This is a genomic window from Streptomyces sp. NPDC029138 (assembly GCF_055564375.1).
The window spans coordinates 104,058-122,513 of the sequence record NZ_JBVHWM010000009.1 but is presented as its reverse complement, the minus strand read 5'-3'; the positions used below and the strand labels follow the sequence as shown (position 1 = coordinate 122,513).

The following is an 18,456-nucleotide window of genomic DNA, read 5'->3' as shown; positions in this document are numbered from 1 at the left end:
TACATTCCCCGCCGACGACGATCGGTAGACACTGTCTACGCGCACCTGGTAGACACTGTCCATGACTGACTCCGACGTGGGCCTGCGGGCCCGGCTGGTCGACGTGGGCGTGGAGCTGCTGGCCGCCGAGGGCCCGCAGGCGCTGACCCTGCGGGAGATCGCCCGGCGCGCGGGCGTCTCGCACGGGGCGCCGCGCCGCTACTTCCCCACCCACCTGGAACTGCTCTCCGCCATCGCCCGGCGCGGCTTCACCGAGCTGGCCGAGCGGGCGCACGCGGCACTGGAACAGGAGACCGGAGGACCGCGCGCCCAAGTGGCGGCGCTGGCGCGGACGTACCTGGAGTTCGCGCTGGAGCGGCCCGGCATGTACGAGCTGATGTTCCGTCATGATCTGCTGGAGAGCGGTCACCTGGGCCTGCGGGACACCAGCCTTCCGCTGTTCACCCTGCTGACGGAGCTGATCGGCGACGCGGCCCCCGAGGCCGACGCCCGCCGGGTGGCGGGCGCCCTGTGGGCGAACCTGCACGGAACGGCCCAGCTGTGGCGCTGGCGCAGCCTCCAACTCGCGCTGGGCGAGGAGGACTTCGGCCCGCTGCTCGACACGGTTCTGGCAGCGCACCTGGGCGGTCCCGGGGGCGGCCGGTGAACCGGCCCTGGACGCTGGCGAGCAGCGTGGCGGGCGCGGTGGTCGTCGTGCTGGACGGTACGGTCCTCACGGTCGCGCAGCCCAGCCTGCAAAGGGAGCTGCACGCGTCGTTCGCCGAGGTCCAGTGGACCAGCACCGCCTATCTCGTCGCGGTCGCGAGCCTGCTGGTGTTCGCGGGGCGGCTCGGCGACCGGTACGGGCAGCGGCGGGTGTTCGGGCTCGGCATGCTGGGCTTCGGCGCCGCCTCGGTCGGTATCGGCCTCGCGCCCGGGGTCGGATGGGTGATCGCACTGCGGGCCGTGCAGGGCGTTTTCGGGGCACTGTTGCAACCGGCCACGCTGGGCATGCTGCGGGCCGCGTACCCGCCGGACCGGCTCGCGTCGCCCCTGGCCGTGCGGACCGCCGCGATCGGGCTGGCGGCGGCAGCGGGACCTCTGGTGGGCGGGGCGCTGGTGACCGGTCTCGGCTGGCGGGCGGTGTTCTTCGTCAACGTGCTGCCCGCCCTCGCCTTCGGCCTGCCGGCCCTGCTCCGCCCCGAACGGCGCCCGGCACCCGCCCGGACCCCGCTGGACCTGCCCGGGGCCGTCCTGCTCGCGGTGACACTGGCCGGCCTGGTGTACGCGGTCACGGCCCGGCCGGTCTCCGGTGCGGGCCTCGCCCTGTCCGTGGTGACGGCCGTCGTCCTCGTCCGGCACGAGCGGCGGACGGCGAGCCCGCTGCTGCCGCCCGAGGTGATCGGCTCGCGTGCGGTCGGCGCGGCGCTCGGCATCCTGGTCGCCGTCTCCGCGTCCCTGTTCGGCACCCTGTTCGTCAGTACGTACGTCCTCCAGCGCCACCTGGGCCTGGACCCGTTCCACAGCGCCCTGCGCAGCCTGCCGCTCGCCGTGCTCATGGTGGTGTCGGCGTCGCTGTGCCCCGCCCTGCTGCGCCGGTGCGGTGCGCGGGTGACGACGGCGGGGGCGACGGCGGTGCTCGCGCTCGGCGTCCTCGTCCTGTCCGGGGCCACCGGCACACCCGCGCTCGGGTGCGGGTTCGCGCTGCTGGGCGCCGGGTTCGGCACGGTGATGGTGGCGGCCACCCAGGTGATCGTGCGGCGGGCGGAGGTGACGGTGGCCGGGGTCGCGGGCGGCTTGCAGCAGACCGCGCTGAACGTCGGCCCCGCCGTGGGCGTGGCCGGGGCGACCGCGCTGCTGAGCACGGGCACCGCGCCGACCCTGCTCGCCCTGGCGGCCCTGACCACCCTCGCCCTGCCGGCGACCCGCGCCCTGCCCGGCCGCACACTCCCCGCCCCACCGACGGCGACCACATCCCCGCTCCCCACCCCCCACCGACATCGAATCGATCACACACCCCCCGGATGACCCCCTCCCGGCCAGCGCCTCTCCGCGACTCTGAGAAAGGCCCCACGGCAAGCCGAGACACACCATGGCCGACGCGACTCACGGCCCCCGCTCCCCGCCCCACCGGCGGCAGCCACCTTCGCGCTCCGTTCCCGTCGCGCTCCCCACCCCCCCACCGGCGTCGAATCGATCACACACACCCCGGATGACCCCCTCCCGGCCAGCGGTTCTGCGCGACGATGAGGAGCGGTTGCGGGCCCGCTCGGCAGGCGGGACGCATCGGGACGACGCGACCGGAGGAGAGCGATGGGACAGCTGCGACAGGATGTGGAGCCGGCGGAGGCGGGGCTGGACGCCGGGGCGCTGGACCGCCTGGACCGGCGCTTCGCCCAGCACGTCGACGCGGGACGCCTGCCCGGCTACCTGGTGGCCGTGGCCCGCGGCGGCCGGGTCGCGCATCTGACCACGTACGGCCTGCGGGACGTGGCGGCCGGGCTGCCGGTCGAGCCGGACACGCTGTGGCGGATCTACTCGATGACCAAGCCGGTCACCGCGGTCGCGGTGCTGATGCTGGTGCAGGAGGGCCGGCTGTCGCTGGACGACCCGCTCGACCGCCATCTGCCCGCCTTCGCCGACCCCCGGGTCCATGTGGAGGGTTCGGGCACCGACGTCCGTACCCGCCCGGCCGCCGGCCCGATCCTGATCCGGCATCTGCTCACCCACACCGCGGGCCTGACCTTCGGCTTCTACTACCGCCACCCCGTGGACGCGCTCTACCGCGAGGCGGGCCTGGAGTACTCCGTGCCGCCGGGCAAGGACCTCGCGGAGACCGTCGACCTCTACGCGCGCATGCCGTTGCAGTTCGACCCGGGTACGCAGTGGAACTACTCGGTCGCCTCCAACGTGCTGGGCCGGGTGATCGAGGTGGTCTCCGGGCAGCCGCTGGACGCGTTCTTCGCCGAGCGGATCCTCGGCCCGCTCGGCATGACCGACACGGGCTTCCACATCGCCCCCGGACAGGCGGACCGGCTGGCCGAGTTGTACGGCGAGACGGACGAGGGCGGGATCGAGCCGGTGCCGGGTCTGCCGGTGCGCGACCGGCCGCGGTTCCTGTCCGGCAGCGGCGGCCTGGTCTCCTCCGCGCACGACTTCCACCGGTTCATGGAGCTGCTCCGCCGGGGCGGTGAGCTGGACGGCGTACGGCTGCTGGCCCCGGAGACGCTCGCCCTGATGACCCGCAACCAGTTGCCGGGCGGGGCCACGATCCGCTCCTTCGGCGCCCCGGTCCACCAGGAACCCGGCATGGACGGCCTCGGCTTCGGCTTCAACGTCTCCGTCGTCACCGACCCCGCCCGCACCCTGGCCCCCTCCCACCTCGGCACGTACGGCTGGACGGGGGTGGCCACCACCGCGTTCTGGGTCGACCCGGCCCACGATCTGACCGTGCAGTTCATGAGCCAGGTGCGCCCGAAGAAGCTGAAGGTCTTCCCGGAGCTGCGGCGGCTGGTGCACGAAGCGGTGAGGGACTGACCGCCGGCCGGCTATTGATCCAGGGTCAGTGTGAACTCCAGGCCGTCGTCGGCGAGTTCGGCCAGCCACCGGTCCGCGCGCTGGGCGGTCTCCGCCGCCCGGTGCAGGCCGGCCCGCAGGCTGTCGTCCAGGATGTGACGGACGCCGAGGGCGAGCGGACGGGAGACGCAGCGGGCCATCGAGGACTCCTCGGCGTCACCGGTCAGGTCGAGCAGGTAGGCGCCGGTCCAGTGCCGCCCCTCCCCCGCGTCGACGTCCAGGGAGACGGAGAGCACCACCCGGTCGCGGTCGGCGTCCGTGGCCGGGTGGGTCGCCGCCAGCTGCCGCGCCAGCGCGGCGATCCGCTCGTCGTCGCCCGTCGTCAGCTCCTCGAAGACCGGCTCCCACGCCTTCAGCCAGCCGTCCAGCCGCAGCGTGCCCCGGACGAAGGTGCGCGGCGTCCAGGCGGCGGGCAGGCCGTACTGGGCGATGAAGGGGATGCTGTCGCGGTTGGGGTAGGCCTCGAAGGTCTCGCCGTCCAGGACGAGCGGCCGGGTCGCCTCCCAGGGCCGGTCGGCCGTCGTCTCGACGCCGTCCTCCAGATGACGCGCGGGCGAACGAAGGGCGCCCAGCACGCCGAGCGGCGCCCAGCTGAAGCGGTAGCGGAAGTCGTTCGGCACGGCCGGGACACCGCCGCAGTAGGAGGTGAGCCGGTAGGAGGCCGGGGTGTGCTCGCCGACGCGCGCCCGGGCCCGGCCGATGAGGCTGTGCGCGAAGAGGTGGTCGATGCCCGGGTCCAGGCCCGCCTCGGTGAGCACCACCACGCCCGCCGCCCGCGCCGCCTCCGCGTGCGCCAGCAGCTCCGGCGACACATAGCTGGAGCAGGCGAAGTGCGCCCCGGCCCGCACACAGACGGCCAGCAGCTCCGCGTGCTCCGGCGCCGGCAGCATCGACACCACGACATCGCCGGGCTCCAGCGCGGCGGCGAGGGCGGCCGGGGTGAGGGCGCGGGGCTCGGCGCGTCCCGTCAGGCCCAGGCGGGCCAGCGCCCCTGCCGCGCGGTCCTCGGTGCGGTGCCACAGCAGGACCCGGCCCGCCGTACGGCACAGGGCGGCCAGCCCGCTGCCGGTGGACAGTCCGGCGCCGACCCAGTGAACGGTCCCGCTCGCCGGGACACGGTCAGTCATGAGTTCGACTCCCCTCCTGCGATGCCGAGTTCACGGCAGGCCTGGTGGAACCGGTCGAGACAGCGGCCCCAGGCGCCGCCCGGGCCGAAGGCGAGCAGTTGCGGCAGCAGGGCCGCCGAGAAGTCGACGCTGGACTCCCGGGGCAGCAGCGACGGCAGGTTGTCGATGGCGATCAGGTCCAGCGGCGGCTCCTTGCGCAGCCGGCGCACGGGCTCGGTCCAGTCCGTCGTGCGGTCGTAGACCGGCAGGACGTTGAACGGGGAGCCGACGTCGCAGGTGACGTCGCACAGGGTGCGCAGTCGGCGGGCCGGGGAGTCGAGATCCTCCTCGCGCAGGAACGGCGGCACCAGGGTGGTGGCGAGGACCGCGTTCACCATCACGTCGTGCCCGAGCAGGGCCCGCCGGTCCAGGTCGCGGGTCTCCGCCAGGTCCCAGCGGGTCGCCTCGACGCCGGCCGTGCGGAAGGCCGTCCACGCGCCCCGCCCGCTGCGCCCGAGGGCGCCGATCACCAGCGCCCCGAACTCCGCGTCCCCGGCCGTCGGCCGCAGGACGGCGTCCAGGTCGTCCTTCGTCGTGGGCGTGAGCGGTGCCGTCAGCCGGCCCCGGTGCTGGAGCACGGCGAGCGCGGCGCCCAGATAGCCCGCCCAGAAGCCGAAGGCGGCGAGCCGGCGGCCCTCGTCGTCCACCAGGTACTCCAGGTCCAGCAGCGCCCCGCCGCCGGCCGTGAACCGGCGCAGCAGCTCGACGGCGCCCGGCTGCTGCTTGTAGGCGTGTCCGAAGAAGATGTGACGGTGGATCAACTCGGCTGGTTCGTCGGGGAGTTCCTTCAGCCCGAGGATCACGGCGTCGCGGGGGGCCGCCGCCCAGGAGCCCGCCGGGGCGCGGCGGCAGCCGGCCGCCTCGTACTCCTCGATCGGGAAGATCCGCTGCGGGGACTCCTCGACGGTCAGCGTCACCCCGCTGTCGACCAGGCGGCGGGCGTCGGCGGGGACGACCGGCGTGCGCCGTTCGGTCGTACGGGGCTCGTGGCGCAGCCACAGGTGCAGCTCGGTCATACCAGGTTGGCCTCCGGACGCGGGGCGTCGGCCGCGAACCGGCCGGCGCTCAGGGGGCTGATGTCCAGGAAGGGTACGCGGCCGAGGTACAGGTCGCGGATCACCTCGCCGACGGCCGGCCCTTGGAGGAAGCCGTGTCCGGAGAAGCCGGTCGCGTACAGGAACCGGGACACTTTCGGTGCCTCGCCGATCAGGGCGTTGTGGTCGGGGGTGTTCTCGTACAGGCCCGCCCAGCCGCCGGTGCGGGGCAGGTCGAGCAGGGCGGGGGCCCGCTGCCGCATCGCCTCGGCCAGTCGCGGGATCCACCGGTCGTGGGTGTCGGTGGCGAAGCCGGGCCGCTCGTCCGGGTCGGACATGCCGAGCAGCAGGCCGGGGCCCTCGCGGTGGAAGTAGAGGCTGGTGGTGAAGTCGATGGTCATGGGCAGTGTGGGCGGCAGGCCCGGCACCGGTCCGGTCCGGTCACGGCGATCTGCCGGCGCAGCGGCCGTACCGGCAGCTCCACGCCCACCAGGGCGCCGACCGCCCGCGACCAGGCCCCGGCCGCGCAGATCACCGTGCCGGTCTCGATCCGGCCGAGGGTCGTACTGACCGCCGTGATGGTGTCGCCGCGCAGCTCGATCCCGGTGACCTCGGTGTGGCGCAGGATGCGGGCGCCGTGGGCGCGGGCGGCGGTCGCGTAGCCGTGGACGACGGCCTCCGGGGTGCAGTGGCCGTCGTCCGGGGAGTACGCGGCGGCCAGCAGGCCGTCGGTGCTGATCAGCGGGGAGAGGCGGCGGGCCTCCTCGGGGGTGAGCAGGCGGCTGGGCACTCCGAGGGAGTTCTGAAGCCGCACGCCCGCCTCGAAGGAGGCCACCTGCTCGGGCGTGGAGAGCAGGAACAGATAGCCGACCCGGTGCAGCCCGATGTCCTGCCCGACCTCCTCCTCGAACCGGCCGAACGCCTCCAGGCTGCGCGCCCCGAGCTGGATGTTCAGCTCGTCCGAGAACTGCGCCCGCACTCCCCCGGCGGCCTTCGAGGTGGAGCCGACGGCGAGTTCGTCCCGTTCGACGAGGACGACGTCCCGCACTCCGGCGCGCGCCAGGTGCCAGGCGATGCTCGTGCCCATCACCCCGCCGCCGACGATGACCACCTCGGCCCGAAGGTTCACCCGCCGCCTCCTTCACCGCGCCGCACGTCCGTCGCCTGATCCTTTCCGGACCGCCGCCCGTCGAACCGGAAACCGGGCGTGTCTAGGAACCGTGGGCGACGGCGTCCAGATGGGGCAGGTGGTGGTCCATCCGCTCCCGCTTGGTCCGCAGATACGTGATGTTGCTCTCGCACGGCTCGATCAGCAGGGGCACCTGCTCGGCGACCTGGACGCCGTGCCGGACCAGCGCCTCCCGCTTGCGCGGGTTGTTGGACATCAGCCGTACCGAGCGCACCCCGAGGTCGCGCAGGATCTCGGCGGCCACGCCGTAGTCGCGGGCGTCGACCGGCAGGCCCAGCGCCAGGTTCGCCTCCACCGTGTCCAGGCCCTCCGCCTGGAGCGCCATCGCGCGCAGCTTGGCGAGCAGCCCTATGCCGCGGCCCTCGTGTCCTCTCAAGTAGACGACGATGCCGCTGCCTTCGGCGACCACCGCGCGCATGGCGGCCTCCAGCTGGTCCCCGCACTCGCAGTGCCGGGAGCCGAACGCGTCCCCGGTCAGGCACTCCGAGTGCAGCCGGGTCAGCACGTTCTCGGTACCGATCTCGCCGTACACCAGGGCCACTTGCTCGTCACCGCGGTCGTGGTCCAGGTAGCCGATCGCCTGGAATTTCCCGTACACGGTGGGCAGCGGTGCATTCACGACGCGTTCCGCGCCCGAACGCCGCGGGGACTTCTTGCCGAGTACTCCGATGTTGACGCCGGTGTTTTCTGTCATGATCTGATTCCTAAGCAGAGACGAAAGGCCGTGAAAAGATGAGTGGTTCGGGCGCGCGGACGGCGGCGTACGGGGTGGTGAGCGGCGTGGTGCCGACGGACACCACGCAGGACGTACGGACCCGGGGGGCGGGCGTTTCAACACAGGTCGCCGTCCTTCCCGTCGGGAGCTTCGAACAGCACGGTCCGTTCCTTCCGCTGGCGACCGACACGCTGGTCGCCTGCGCCGTGGCGCGGGAGATCGCCGCCGCGTACCCGGTGCACCTCCTTCCTCCGGTGACGGTCTCCTGCTCGCACGAGCACGCGGCCTGGCCGGGGACCGTCAGCATCTCCGCCGTGACCCTGCACGCGGTGGTCTCGGACATCGCGGCCTCGCTGCGCCGCTCGGGCGTCGACGCGCTGGTCGTCGTCAACGGGCACGGCGGCAACTACGTGCTGGGCAACGTCGTCCAGGAGGCCTCCGCGCGCGGCGAGCGGATGGCGCTGTTCCCGGCCGCCGAGGACTGGGAGACGGCGCGGGAGCGGGCCGGGGTGGTCACCTCGCTGCTCACCGACATGCACGCGGGAGAAATCGAGACCTCGATTCTTCTGCACGCTCACCCCGAATTCGTCCGCCCTGGTCACGAGTCCGCCGATTTCATCGCCGACGACCGTCGTCATCTGCTCACCGTGGGAATGTCCGCCTACACCGAATCGGGCGTCATCGGCCGTCCTTCCCTGGGTTCGGCGGAAAAGGGAAAGGAACTGCTGGCGAGCCTGACGGAATCCTTCGACCCGTATTTCACCCTGCTCACCTCGACGCCCGGCCGGGAGTGACCCTGACCGACGGCCCCCTGCCGACCGGGACCCGTGGGGGCGGCCCCGGTCGGCGGGCGGTCGTCGGGGAGCGGGTCGGAGGCCGGGGTGGAGGTGCCCGCGGGCCGGGGGTCCGGCGTGGGGCCGGAACCCGGCGCCGGGTCCGTGCCGGGCGTGGGGGGTGATGTGGTGGCCTTGGTGCGCAGGGTCTCGTACCAGCGCCGGAGCAGGACCACGGCACCGGGCAGGCTCGCCACGAAGCTGAGTACGCCGTAGACCACGGCGACCGCGACTCCGGTGTCCGCGCCGAGCCCCGCCGCGCCGAACGCCCACGCGGTGACGCCCTCGCGGGGACCGAAGCCGCCGACGTTCAGCGGCAGCCCCATGGCCAGCAGCGCGAGTACGGCGAGCGGCAGCAGCACCGCGACCGGCGCGGCCGAGTCGGCCACCCGGGCCGCCACGACGAACATGACCAGGTGCCCGGCCAGGACGACCGCGGAGGACAGTGCGACACCCGGCCCGCTCTGCCGGGACGCCAGTCCCTCGCGGGCCTCGCCGAGCATCTTGCGCAGCGCGCCGTGCCGACGGGCCGGCGGACGGTTCATCCGGACGGCGAGGACGACGGCCAGCGCGCCGACCACGGCCAGCACCACCAGCGGGGCGAAGCCACGGGCCTCTGCGCGCACCGGCGACGGCAGGGTCAGCAGTACGGCCGCGCCCGCCACGGCCAGCGCGATCTGCCCCGCGACCCTCTCCAGGACGACCGCCTTCACCCCGCGCCGGACGTCACCCGCGCTCTGCCCGTGCCGGACCGCCCGGTGCACATCGCCCAGAATCCCGCCGGGCAGCGCCGCGTTCAGGAACAGCGCCCGGTAGTAGTCGGCCACGGCCGGCCCCAGCGGCAACCTCAGCCGCAGCCCCCGGGCCACCACCTGCCAACGCCACGCGCTGCACACGGTGGTGACCACGCCGATGCCCAGCGCGGCCAGCACCGTCACGGTGTCGATCCGCCGCAGCCCGTCGAGCAGGGCACCGGTGCCGAGCCGCCACAGGAGGGCGGCGAGGATGACGACCCCGACGAGGGTGCCGACGTGGGTGCGCAGGGATCGGGAGTCACGGCGCTGCGGGGTGGAGGATGCCTGCGGGGGCGCCGGTGCGGGGTCCGGCTGCATGGCTGCCGGGTTCGGGGGCGTCGCGCCTGCGTGCAGCGCCTGCGCCTGCGCCTGCGTCACGCGCGTGCGTGCGTGAGCCGACTCAGGTGCCGCACCTGCCGGTTCCGCCGGTGCCGTACGCACCGGTGTCGTACGCGCGTACCCGCTCGTGTCCGCCCCCGTCGGCACCCTCGTGCCCGCTGCCGTCGCCCTCCCGCTCATGCCGTCCCGCCCCTCGGCCCAGGCAGCGCCAGGAGGTCGGTGTGGTGAACGGTGACCCGTAGGGCGCCGGCCGCGCAGGCGGCGAGCCGGGCGCTCAGGTACTTCTCCGCTCGGTCGCCCAGCTCCGGCCGTTGCTCGACGGCCGCGCCCACCCAGCCGCGCAGCCACTGCTCGGTCAGCGCGGCCTCCCCGGCACCGAGCCGCCACGGGCTGGCGTGCACCCGGACCGTCGCCCCGCGCTCGGCGAACGCCTCGCAGGCCACGGTGACCGCGTCCGGGCCGAGCAGCCCACCGCGCCGCTGGTGGGCGTTGAACGCCTCGGCGATCTCGGCGTCCAGCGGGTCCTCCGGGGTGAGTTCGACGCGGCCCGCGACGGAGAGGGTGAGCAGGGCGGGGCAGCCGGCGCCCGCGCAGGCGTCCGCCAGGGCCTCGATCTCCTCCCGGGTGAGCACGTCGAGCAACGCGGACGCGGTCACCAGCGAGGCCCCGGTCAGCGCGTCCGCGGTGAGCCGGGCCACGTCACCGCGCCGGGTCTCGACCGTGACGCGGCTGCCGTCGGCGGCGGAGCGCGGGGAGGCCACGGCGGCGAAGTGCAGCAGGTAGGGATCGCGGTCGTGCAGGATCCAGTGCTGGGCGCCGTCGAGGCGGGGCGCGAGCCAGCGGCCCATCGAGCCGGTGCCGCAGCCCAGGTCGTGCACGACCAGTCCGCCCGGCCGGCCCGGCAGGTTGGCCAGCCGGATACGCAACGGGTCGAGCAGTTCCTGCGCGCGGGCCGCGGCGTCGGCGCTTTCCCTCAGTTGCAGCCACTCGGGCGCGTAGCGAGGGGGTTCCTCCGGGTCGTCGTCCCGCAGCCGTACGGTGGCCCGCTCACCGGGCCGGGCCACGGGACCGGCACCGGCGATGACCGGACCGACAGCCCCGTCACCGGCGGAGCCGTCGGCGCTCCGGTCCCGCGCCCCGGAGGAACCCCCGGCACCGGCCTCCGCGCCGACCGCCTCCGCGTCCGCTCCTATGCCCCCGATCTCCACGACCGGTACCTCCTCGCTCCGCGCACGCGCGACACTCCGCACGGACTCGCCCGCCTTGGGCCCGGGCTGAGCCGGAATCAGCCCGTCCGGACCCGACCGGATCGGCACCGCCTCACCGGCCTCCCACCGCACCGGCACTACCTCACCGCCCACGTCCCCGTATCCGCTCACGCCGTCCTCCTCGGTGTTTCCGGGAGCCGGCCGAGGACCGCCGCCAAACTGCGGGCGGTGGTCGCCCAGCCGTCCAGGGCGGCGCGGCGGCTGCGGGCCGCGGCCTTGAGGCGGCGGCGTACGTCGGGTTCGCCGAACCAGCCGCGCAGTTCGGCGGCGAGCGCGGCGGGGTCCTCCGGCGGGACGAGGATGCCGGGCACCCCGCCGTCCGGGGCGCGGCCGACCGCCTCGGGCAGGCCGCCGACGTCGGTGGCGAGGACCGGGATGCCCCGGGCGAGGGCCTCGGTGACCGCCATGCCGTAGGTCTCGGCGTAGGAGGTGAGGACCATCAGGTCGGCGGCGGCGTAGGAGGCGTCGAGGTCGGCGCCGGAGCGGGGGCCTGTGAGGTGCAGGCGGTCGGTGAGGCCGTACCGGGCGATCAGCTCCCGCAGGTGGGCCACGTACTGGGGGTCGTGGCCGAGGCCGCCGACGCACTCGCAGGTCCACGGCAGGTCCCGGACCGCCGCGAGCGCCTCCACCAGCCGGTGCTGCCCCTTGCGCGGGGTCACGGCGGCCACGCACAGCAGCCGGGAGACGCCGTCGGTGCCGGGCGCGAGGGGCGCGATGTCCGCGCCGGGCGCGGCCACGTGCACCCGCTCGGGGGCGAGTCCGTGGTGGGAGACGAGCCGGCGGACCGCCCAGTCGCTGGTGGCGATCACCGCGGGCGCCGCCCGCAGCACCGCCCGCTCGCGCGCGTCCAGGTCGGTGGCGACGTCCGGGTCCAGGCCGGTCTCGTCGCCGAGCGGCAGATGGACGAGGACCGCGAGCCGCAACCGCTCGGCCTCGGGGACGACGGTCTCCGGGACTCCGCAGGCCACGATGCCGTCGAGGAGGACGACGGAGTCGTCCGGGAGGTTCCGGAGCGTGCGGGCGAGCGCTTCGCGGGCGGCGGCGTCCGGGCGCGGCCAGGTGCCGGGTACGGCGTGCCGGGTGACCTGCCAGCCGAAGCCGGGCAGGTCCAGGCAGACCCGGCGGTCGTAGGCGTTGCCGCCGCTGGGCGCGGCCGGGTCGTCGACGCCGCCCGGCATCACGAAGTGCACACTGCGCAGGGACATGGGGATGATTCCGGCGTTCGGGGCGGCGGTGGGCTGCGCGGGCACGTACGCGAGGCGGGCCCGCTCCACGGTCAGGTCGGTCACAGGCCACGCTCGTAACTCGCCCAGGCGATGTGCGACTCGTGGAGCGTGACGGCGATCCCGGTGAGACCCTTGGCGCCCTCGCCCAGCGCGCCCTTCGCGATCCGCTCGGCGAGCCGGTCGGCGACGACCTTCGCCAGGAACTCGGTGGAGGTGTTGATGCCGGCGAAGTCGGGCTCGTCGTCCAGGTTTCGGTAGTTCAGCTCGGCCGTGATGGTGCGCAGTTCCTGCGTGGCCAGGCCGATGTCGACCACGATGTTGTCCTCGTCCAGCTGCTCGCGGCGGAACGTCGCGTCCACGAGGAACGTGGCGCCGTGCAGGCGCTGCGCGGGTCCGAAGACCTCGCCGCGGAAGCTGTGGGCGATCATGATGTGATCGCGGACGGTGATGCTGAACAACGGACGACCCTCCAGGTGCGGCGCGTCTGGTCCCCCGCCTTGCCCGTCGGGGGATGCCGTGTAGTACGGCTCTTCGCTTCCCCGTGTTCAGCCGTTCCTCACTCTTTTCTCAGGTCAGGCCGGTCTCCGCGTACCGGACCCGGTGGCACAGGGCGGGGATCTCGCCGGACGCCAGCCGGGGCATCACCTGCGGGAGTTCCTCGAAAGCGCTCTCCCCGGTGATGAGCGCGTCCAGCGCCGGGTCGGCGAGCAGGTCGAGGGCGAGCGCCATCCGGTCGGCGTAGGTACGGCCGGACCGGGCGGCCGGGGAGACGGTGCCGACCTGGCTGCTGCGCACGGTGAGCCGTCGGGAGTGGAAGGCCTCGCCGAGCGGCAGGGCCACGCGCCGGTCGCCGTACCAGCTCAGTTCCACGACCGTGCCCTCCGGGGCGAGGAGTTGCAGGGCCCGGGTGAGGCCGGCCTCGGTGGCGCTGGCGTGGACGACGAGGTCGCAGTCGCCGAGGGCGTCGGCCGGTGCGGCGAAGTCGACGCCGAGCGCCTCGGCGGTCTTGGCGCGGGCCGGGTCGGCGTCGACCAACTGGAGGCGGACGCCGGGGAAGCGGGCGAGCAGCGCGGCGACCGCGCAGCCGACCATGCCGCCGCCGACCACCGCGATCCGGTCGCCGAGCAGCGGCGTCGCGTCCCACAGGGCGTTCACGGCGGTCTCGACGGTCCCGGCGAGCACGGCCCGCCCGGCGGGCACCCGCTCGGGCACCACGGTGACGGCGCTCACCGGAACGACGTAACGGCTCTGGTGCGGATACAGACAGAAGACCGTACGGCCGATCAGCGCAGCCGGGCCCGCCTCCACCACGCCGACGCTCAGGTAGCCGTACTTCACCGGGCCCGGGAAGTCGCCCTCCTGGAACGGTGCCCGCATCACGGCGTGTTGGCTCTCCGGCACCCCGCCCCGGAAGACGAGCGTCTCCGTGCCCCGGCTGACTCCGGAGTACAGGGCACGCACCAGGACCTCGTCCTCGGCGGGCTCCGCCAGGGTGACGTCACGCAGCTCTCCGTGGCCGGGCGAGCGGAGCCAGAACGCGCGGGCCGAGCGGTTCATCGGCATCCTCCTGAACGATCGGGAAGTTGTTCACGTACCGAGTTGTGCACAGGCCGCGCACAGTACGCGGCGTTGATCGACTCTGTCACTCGGCCGGAGGGTGTGCGGTGGCCCTGAACAACACGTATGACGCGAGGCTCCAGCAGGAGACCGCTGTGGGAGCGGGTGTGCAGATCCTGCTGCTGGCTCTGCTCGGCTCGGCGATCGGCATGGGGCCGGCCGGCTGGCTGACGGGGCTCGCCTTCGCGTTCGCCACCTGGGCGGTCCTCTCCCGTGCCCTGCACCGCTCCCGGCTGCGCTCCTTCGGCCCCGCGAACCGGGTCACGCTCGGCCGGTCCACGCTGGTCGGCGGGGTGACCGCGCTGGTCGCGGACTCCTTCGAGAGCGCGCCGCCGGTGACGCTGCTGGTCGCGCTGACCGCCGTGGCCCTGCTCCTGGACGGCGTGGACGGCAAGGTCGCCCGCCGTACCGGTACCTCCTCCGCGCTCGGCGCGCGGTTCGACATGGAGGTCGACGCGTTCCTGATCCTGGTCCTGAGCGTGTACGTGTCGGCGCAGCTCGGACCGTGGGTCCTCCTGATCGGGGGCATGCGCTACGCGTTCGTCGCCGCGGCCCGTCTCGCGCCCTGGCTCACCGCCCCGCTGCCGCCGTCCTTCGCCCGCAAGACCGTGGCGGCGACCCAGGGCATCTGCCTCCTCGTCGCAGGCGCGAACCTGCTGCCCCACCCGGCGAACCTGGCGATCGTGCTGCTGGCGCTGGGGTCGCTGGTGTGGTCGTTCGGGCGGGATGTGGTGTGGCTGTGGCGCACGTCGCGGGTCGTGCGCCCGGCGCCGGCGCGGCAGGTGCGGGAACTGGTGCCGTCGGGCCGCTGACGGCGCCCGGCAGAACCCTCCGGCACCGTCGTTCGGCTCCGCTCGCCGGAGTCCACGAGAGGTGACCGGGTGCGCCGGCCCCGGCGGGATGTCGGTGGGGCGTGGCAGCATCCGCAGCATGACGAGCACAGGTAGGGGCCGCGGCCTGGACATGTTCCGGGACGGCGACTTCCCCTTGTACACCCTGACCTTCGCACGGGACCTGTCCCCTGCCGAGCTGCTGATCCGCATGGGGGTGGACACGGAGACCCTCGGGTTCCGCCCCGCGACCGACCTGACGGACGACCTGGGTGACGACCTCTTCGACGAGGACGAACCGGTCGTCGTCGCCGGTGTCGACGGCCCGTGGGCGTGGGCATGGGAGCAAGGCGGAGTGCACGGACTCGACGCGCGGACCCTGAGCGCCGTATCCGCAGGCACCGAGGCCGTCGTGCTCCACCACAACGAGAAGCCGATGCACTGGTTCAAGTACGCGGTCGGGGGCAGCGTCGTCGTCGACTTCCACACCCTTCAGGCGATCGAGCCGACCGGGCAGGACCCGACGAGGCTCAACGAGCTCATGAGGCCGCTGGGACTCGTCCGCGGCCGAGTCGCCCCAGCCCACGGGGTCCTGGCACTGCTGGAGACCGCCTTCGGCATCGGCTTGACGGCGCCGGGCGACGAGGCGCGCTGGAGCGGCAGGCTGCGCCGCCTGCCGGAGTGAACGCACCCGTCCCGGGCGACGGCCCCACCGTGCCGCCGTCGGAGTGGTGTTCGGTCGGGAGCGGTTGTCACTGCCGGGCGATATCCTCGGAATCGCTTGTGACACATGTGTCTTCAGACCACGGGGGGTGTCCATGCACGGCCGTGATCACGGCTTCCCTCAGGACTGCCCGGGTGATCACCCGGGCATGTCGACCGAGGCCGGAATCGACGTCCAGCGGCAGCTGGAGTCCCTGATCCAGGACTTCCGGACCAGCGATCGCCCGATGCCGGTCATCGTGCTGCACGCCGAGGACCCGGCGGACGACGACCGCGTCACCGAACTCGTCGACGAGTTGCGCGAAGGCCAGCAGCGCCACGGGACGCGCCTGGCCGTCGCCCCGACCGAGCCGCAGCCGGGGGACGTCGACCCCCTGGCCAGGGCCACGCGGCTCCTGTGGGACCTCGGCGACTCCAGGAAGTGGGGCGGCCGGTCCGCCGCCTACCGGCCCTACGCCTTTCCCCGCCTCAACCTCGTCCGCGCCCTCCAGGAAGCCACCGAGGACCCGGAGATGCGCGAGCACTGGCCGACCGCCCCCGCCGGCACACCGGACGGCAACGCGCAGCGGGAGCAGGCCCAGACGCACCTGCTGCGCATCCTGGCCCGGCAGCGCTGGCGGCCCCGCAGACCCGCGCGCCGGCACCGGCAGCTGCTCCTCAACGACGTGCAGCAGTTCCTGCCCATGGGCGTCCTGGGCGCGTTCACCGCGCTGCTCACCCGCCCCGAGTGGTACGTCGCCGTCCTGGCGGGCATCGGACTGATGATCCTGCTCGCCGGCCTCAACCACGTCCCGGGACGCGCTCCCCTCTTCCTGTGGCTGCGCAGGGAGAGCCGGTGGTTCCTGACCACGACGTTCCTCCAGTCCGCCGCCCGCCGCCGGTCGACCAGCGTGCGGCTGCTGCGGCCCGTCCGCTCCTGGAGGGCCATAGCGGCCCGCACCTACGACGTGACCGAGGCGATGCGGGAGGGCGGCCCGTTCCCGCTCCAGCTGTACGTCCTGGCGCTGTTCGAGGATCTGCGGGACAACCACCGGCGCGGCAGCTGGGACCTGCGGGGGTTCAAGCGGACGCGTCCGCCGGTGCTGTTCCTGCGCCGGATCAGCCGGGAGAACGGCGGCGTCGAACTGATCAGGGCGGTAAGCGACGTCCGCAGCCGGCGCAGTGAGCTGGACCCGCTGCTCATCGTGGCGGGCGTGGCGGCGGGCGACGCGGCGCTGCTCGACCGCGGCACGGACACGGAACCACCGGCCGGCCTGCCGCAGCCCCCGCCCTGGCGCCTCCAGCAGCGCTTGCGGCACTGGTACGACGAGTGGGCCGGGAACCTCCGGGCCGACCAGTCGCCGAGCCGGACGAACGCCCTGCCCTGGGTGCTCAGGGTGCCGCTGCCCCGCGACGAGCTGGTGCAGCTGCGGCAGGCGGACTGGCGGTGCGTGCGGGCCAGGCACCGGCCGCCCGTCGCCCGCGTGGTGTGGTCGGCGTACAGCCTGCTGCTCGTCCTCGTCCTCATCGTCACCGCGGGTGTCGTCCACTCCCTCGAACTGCACCGTGCGTACTGCTCGGCGGGCCTGCTGAGCGCCGACCGCGACACCGTGCGGCGTCCCGCGCCCGGCGGCGGAACGGAGTGCGTCGGCATATCCACAGGAGACGTCAGGTTCGGCGCGTACCTCCCGGGCGGAGCAGACGGGGAGGGCAAGAGGCTGCGCGAGCTGGAGGACCTGGTGCGCGCCGAGAACGCCGACGTGGTGCACCACCACCCCGGCACGTACGTCACCGTGGTGTACGCGGGACCGCTCAGCTCCTCGCCGACGGACTCCTCCCTGGTCAAGGGCGCCGAGGAGCTGGCCGGCGTCTACCTCGCCCAGCGCGTGGTCAACGAGAACTACACGGTGAAACTCCGGGTGCTGCTCGCCAACGCGGGTGTGGACATGGGGCAGCAGCGCCTGGTGGCGGACGCGATCGCCGAGTACGCCGACCGCGACCCGACCGTCGTCGGCGTGGTCGGCTTCGGACGTGACCTCCAGAGCAGCCCCTACGTCACGCGCCGCCTCCACGCGGTGGGACTGCCCATCGTCTCCGGCACCAACTCGGCGTCCTATCTGCCGAAGCAGTTCTCCAACTGGTTCAGCCTCGCGGCTCCCGACGAGCACCAGGCGGAAGCCCTCGGCTTCGTCGCCCGGCAGCTACGCGCCCGGGAGAAGGACCCGTACGCGCTGGTGCTGGCCCGCGACACCAAGGATTCGCAGGACCGCTACACCAGCGAACAGGCGTCCTACGGCGGGAAGATGCTGCTCAAGGAACGGTTCCGGATGCTGCCCGAGCAGCGCTACCGGGTGGCGAACGGCAAGCCCGAACTGAGGCAGCGCGCTGAGAGCATCTGCCGGGCGGGGAACGTGCCCTCGGTGATCTACTTCGCCGGACGGGTCGAGGACATCGGTCCGCTGATGACCCAGCTGGGCACCGAACCGGGCTGCGCGAACCGGGAGATCTCCATCCTCACCGGCGACGACCTGAGCAAGGCCAGGTTCTCCGGCGCGGGCGGCCGTGACGGCGTGGCCCCGCGGATAACGCTCTACCACGCCGCCCTGGCCGAACTGAGGGAAGCCGCGTCCACGACCGCCTTCTACGAGGACGCCGCCAAGTACTTCCCCTGGCTGGCGGGCAAGGAGGCCACGTACGACGCCGACGACTTCGCCAGCGGCCAGACGGCCCTCGCCCACGACGCCACGCGCGCGCTGTACTGGGCGGCCAGCCTCGGTGACGTGCGCCAGAGCCGCGCGGCGACCTGGGTGAACCTCAGGGGTGTGAAGCTCGACGGGATGGCCACCGGGACGATCGACTTCACCCACGCGCCGCTGTACGGCGAACGGCGCGGCCACAGCATCGTGATCAAGCAGGTCCGCAGGACCCCTCAGGGCGTCTCGGAGACGAAGGTGCTGTGCAGCAGACCGGCCGGCAGCACCGAACCGCTCAGTGTGAAGGAGTGCTCGATCGAATGACCGGAACCGGACCGGGCCGGACCGGTCCGGGGAGGAGCCGAGAGGACGGGGCGGACCGAGCAGGGCCGGGCCGAGCCGAGCCGAGCCGAGCTGGACCGGGCCGGGCTGGACCGGGCCGAGCCGAGCCGGGCCGAGCCGAGCTGGACCGGGCCGGGCCGGGCCGGAGCGGGC

General features: G+C 73.8%; 14 protein-coding genes and 2 pseudogenes. 7 read left to right on the top strand and 9 right to left on the bottom strand.

What is annotated here, in order from left to right:
• The first annotated feature begins 61 nt into the window (after positions 1 to 61).
• The 3 genes from ACZ4WH_RS11615 (at position 62) to ACZ4WH_RS11605 (ending at position 3,516) form a co-directional block, all read left to right on the top strand.
• Positions 62 to 646, top strand: a complete 585-nt coding sequence (locus ACZ4WH_RS11615) for a TetR/AcrR family transcriptional regulator (protein ID WP_468179142.1) — start codon at positions 62 to 64, stop codon at positions 644 to 646.
• A complete protein-coding gene (locus ACZ4WH_RS11610; RefSeq protein ID WP_468179140.1) occupies positions 643 to 2,007 on the top strand; it encodes an MFS transporter in 1,365 nt (454 codons plus the stop codon). Before ACZ4WH_RS11615 ends, ACZ4WH_RS11610 begins: the two co-directional genes overlap by 4 nt.
• 285 nt (positions 2,008 to 2,292) lie before the next feature.
• Complete coding sequence (locus tag ACZ4WH_RS11605; RefSeq protein WP_468179138.1) at positions 2,293 to 3,516, top strand: serine hydrolase domain-containing protein; 1,224 nt, start codon at positions 2,293 to 2,295, stop codon at positions 3,514 to 3,516.
• An 11-nt stretch (positions 3,517 to 3,527) separates the two neighbouring features.
• On the opposite strand, the gene ACZ4WH_RS11600 is transcribed toward ACZ4WH_RS11605, so the two are convergent.
• The 4 genes and pseudogenes from ACZ4WH_RS11600 to ribA form a co-directional block, all read right to left on the bottom strand.
• Entirely contained in the window at positions 3,528 to 4,682 is a 1,155-nt protein-coding gene (locus tag ACZ4WH_RS11600; RefSeq protein ID WP_468179136.1) for a saccharopine dehydrogenase C-terminal domain-containing protein, read from the bottom strand.
• Positions 4,679 to 5,737, bottom strand: a complete 1,059-nt coding sequence (locus ACZ4WH_RS11595; RefSeq protein ID WP_468179134.1) for a saccharopine dehydrogenase — start codon at positions 5,735 to 5,737, stop codon at positions 4,679 to 4,681. Before ACZ4WH_RS11595 ends, ACZ4WH_RS11600 begins: the two co-directional genes overlap by 4 nt.
• Positions 5,734 to 6,842: pseudogene (locus ACZ4WH_RS11590) on the bottom strand (NAD(P)/FAD-dependent oxidoreductase). The gene ACZ4WH_RS11595 and the pseudogene ACZ4WH_RS11590 overlap by 4 nt, the downstream one beginning before the upstream one ends.
• A 124-nt stretch (positions 6,843 to 6,966) precedes the next feature.
• Entirely contained in the window at positions 6,967 to 7,638 is a 672-nt protein-coding gene (gene ribA / locus ACZ4WH_RS11585; protein ID WP_468179132.1) for a GTP cyclohydrolase II, read from the bottom strand.
• A 38-nt stretch (positions 7,639 to 7,676) separates the two neighbouring features.
• Here ribA and ACZ4WH_RS11580 point away from each other — a divergent pair, with 38 nt between their 5' ends.
• Positions 7,677 to 8,453 (top strand): creatininase family protein, encoded by a 777-nt coding sequence (locus tag ACZ4WH_RS11580; RefSeq protein ID WP_468179130.1) that lies wholly within the window; start codon positions 7,677 to 7,679, stop codon positions 8,451 to 8,453.
• 278 nt (positions 8,454 to 8,731) lie between these two features.
• Here the strand turns inward: ACZ4WH_RS11580 and ACZ4WH_RS11575 are convergent.
• From ACZ4WH_RS11575 to ACZ4WH_RS11555, 5 genes and pseudogenes are all read right to left on the bottom strand, one after another.
• A pseudogene (locus tag ACZ4WH_RS11575) lies at positions 8,732 to 9,604 on the bottom strand (lysylphosphatidylglycerol synthase transmembrane domain-containing protein); the annotation flags it as partial.
• A gap of 197 nt (positions 9,605 to 9,801) precedes the next feature.
• On the bottom strand, positions 9,802 to 10,707 hold the full coding sequence (locus ACZ4WH_RS11570) for a class I SAM-dependent methyltransferase (RefSeq protein ID WP_468179216.1): 906 nt from the start codon (positions 10,705 to 10,707) through the stop codon (positions 9,802 to 9,804).
• Positions 10,708 to 11,000: 293 nt separating this feature from the next.
• A complete protein-coding gene (locus ACZ4WH_RS11565) occupies positions 11,001 to 12,182 on the bottom strand; it encodes a glycosyltransferase family 4 protein (RefSeq protein ID WP_468179128.1) in 1,182 nt (393 codons plus the stop codon).
• The gene (locus ACZ4WH_RS11560; protein WP_468179126.1) at positions 12,179 to 12,577 is read right to left on the bottom strand and encodes a 6-pyruvoyl trahydropterin synthase family protein; all 399 of its coding nucleotides are present in this window, start codon (positions 12,575 to 12,577) and stop codon (positions 12,179 to 12,181) included. The genes ACZ4WH_RS11565 and ACZ4WH_RS11560 overlap by 4 nt, the downstream gene beginning before the upstream one ends.
• 109 nt (positions 12,578 to 12,686) lie before the next feature.
• Positions 12,687 to 13,676: a zinc-dependent alcohol dehydrogenase gene (locus tag ACZ4WH_RS11555; protein WP_468179124.1), complete on the bottom strand. Its 990-nt coding sequence runs from the start codon at positions 13,674 to 13,676 to the stop codon at positions 12,687 to 12,689.
• A 107-nt stretch (positions 13,677 to 13,783) separates the two neighbouring features.
• On the opposite strand from ACZ4WH_RS11555, the gene ACZ4WH_RS11550 reads away from it, so the two are divergent.
• The 3 genes from ACZ4WH_RS11550 to ACZ4WH_RS11540 all read left to right on the top strand — a co-directional run bounded on the left by ACZ4WH_RS11550 (position 13,784) and on the right by ACZ4WH_RS11540 (position 18,285).
• Positions 13,784 to 14,548 carry a CDP-alcohol phosphatidyltransferase family protein gene (locus tag ACZ4WH_RS11550; RefSeq protein WP_468179122.1) on the top strand — a complete coding sequence of 255 codons (765 nt, stop codon included), beginning with the start codon at positions 13,784 to 13,786 and terminating at the stop codon, positions 14,546 to 14,548.
• A 118-nt stretch (positions 14,549 to 14,666) separates the two neighbouring features.
• Complete coding sequence (locus tag ACZ4WH_RS11545) at positions 14,667 to 15,251, top strand: DUF6461 domain-containing protein (protein ID WP_468179120.1); 585 nt, start codon at positions 14,667 to 14,669, stop codon at positions 15,249 to 15,251.
• A 187-nt stretch (positions 15,252 to 15,438) separates the two neighbouring features.
• Positions 15,439 to 18,285 (top strand): ABC transporter substrate-binding protein, encoded by a 2,847-nt coding sequence (locus tag ACZ4WH_RS11540; protein WP_468179118.1) that lies wholly within the window; start codon positions 15,439 to 15,441, stop codon positions 18,283 to 18,285.
• Positions 18,286 to 18,456: the final 171 nt, after the last annotated feature.

Coding starts and splice junctions, on each gene's coding strand:
- ACZ4WH_RS11615 (WP_468179142.1), top strand. CDS start 62: ATGACTGACTCCGACGTGGGCCTGCGGGCCCGGCTGGTCGACGTGGGC.
- ACZ4WH_RS11605 (WP_468179138.1), top strand. CDS start 2,293: ATGGGACAGCTGCGACAGGATGTGGAGCCGGCGGAGGCGGGGCTGGAC.
- ACZ4WH_RS11600 (WP_468179136.1), bottom strand. CDS start 4,682: ATGACTGACCGTGTCCCGGCGAGCGGGACCGTTCACTGGGTCGGCGCC.
- ACZ4WH_RS11595 (WP_468179134.1), bottom strand. CDS start 5,737: ATGACCGAGCTGCACCTGTGGCTGCGCCACGAGCCCCGTACGACCGAA.
- ribA (WP_468179132.1), bottom strand. CDS start 7,638: ATGACAGAAAACACCGGCGTCAACATCGGAGTACTCGGCAAGAAGTCC.
- ACZ4WH_RS11580 (WP_468179130.1), top strand. CDS start 7,677: ATGAGTGGTTCGGGCGCGCGGACGGCGGCGTACGGGGTGGTGAGCGGC.
- ACZ4WH_RS11555 (WP_468179124.1), bottom strand. CDS start 13,676: ATGAACCGCTCGGCCCGCGCGTTCTGGCTCCGCTCGCCCGGCCACGGA.
- ACZ4WH_RS11545 (WP_468179120.1), top strand. CDS start 14,667: ATGACGAGCACAGGTAGGGGCCGCGGCCTGGACATGTTCCGGGACGGC.
- ACZ4WH_RS11540 (WP_468179118.1), top strand. CDS start 15,439: ATGTCGACCGAGGCCGGAATCGACGTCCAGCGGCAGCTGGAGTCCCTG.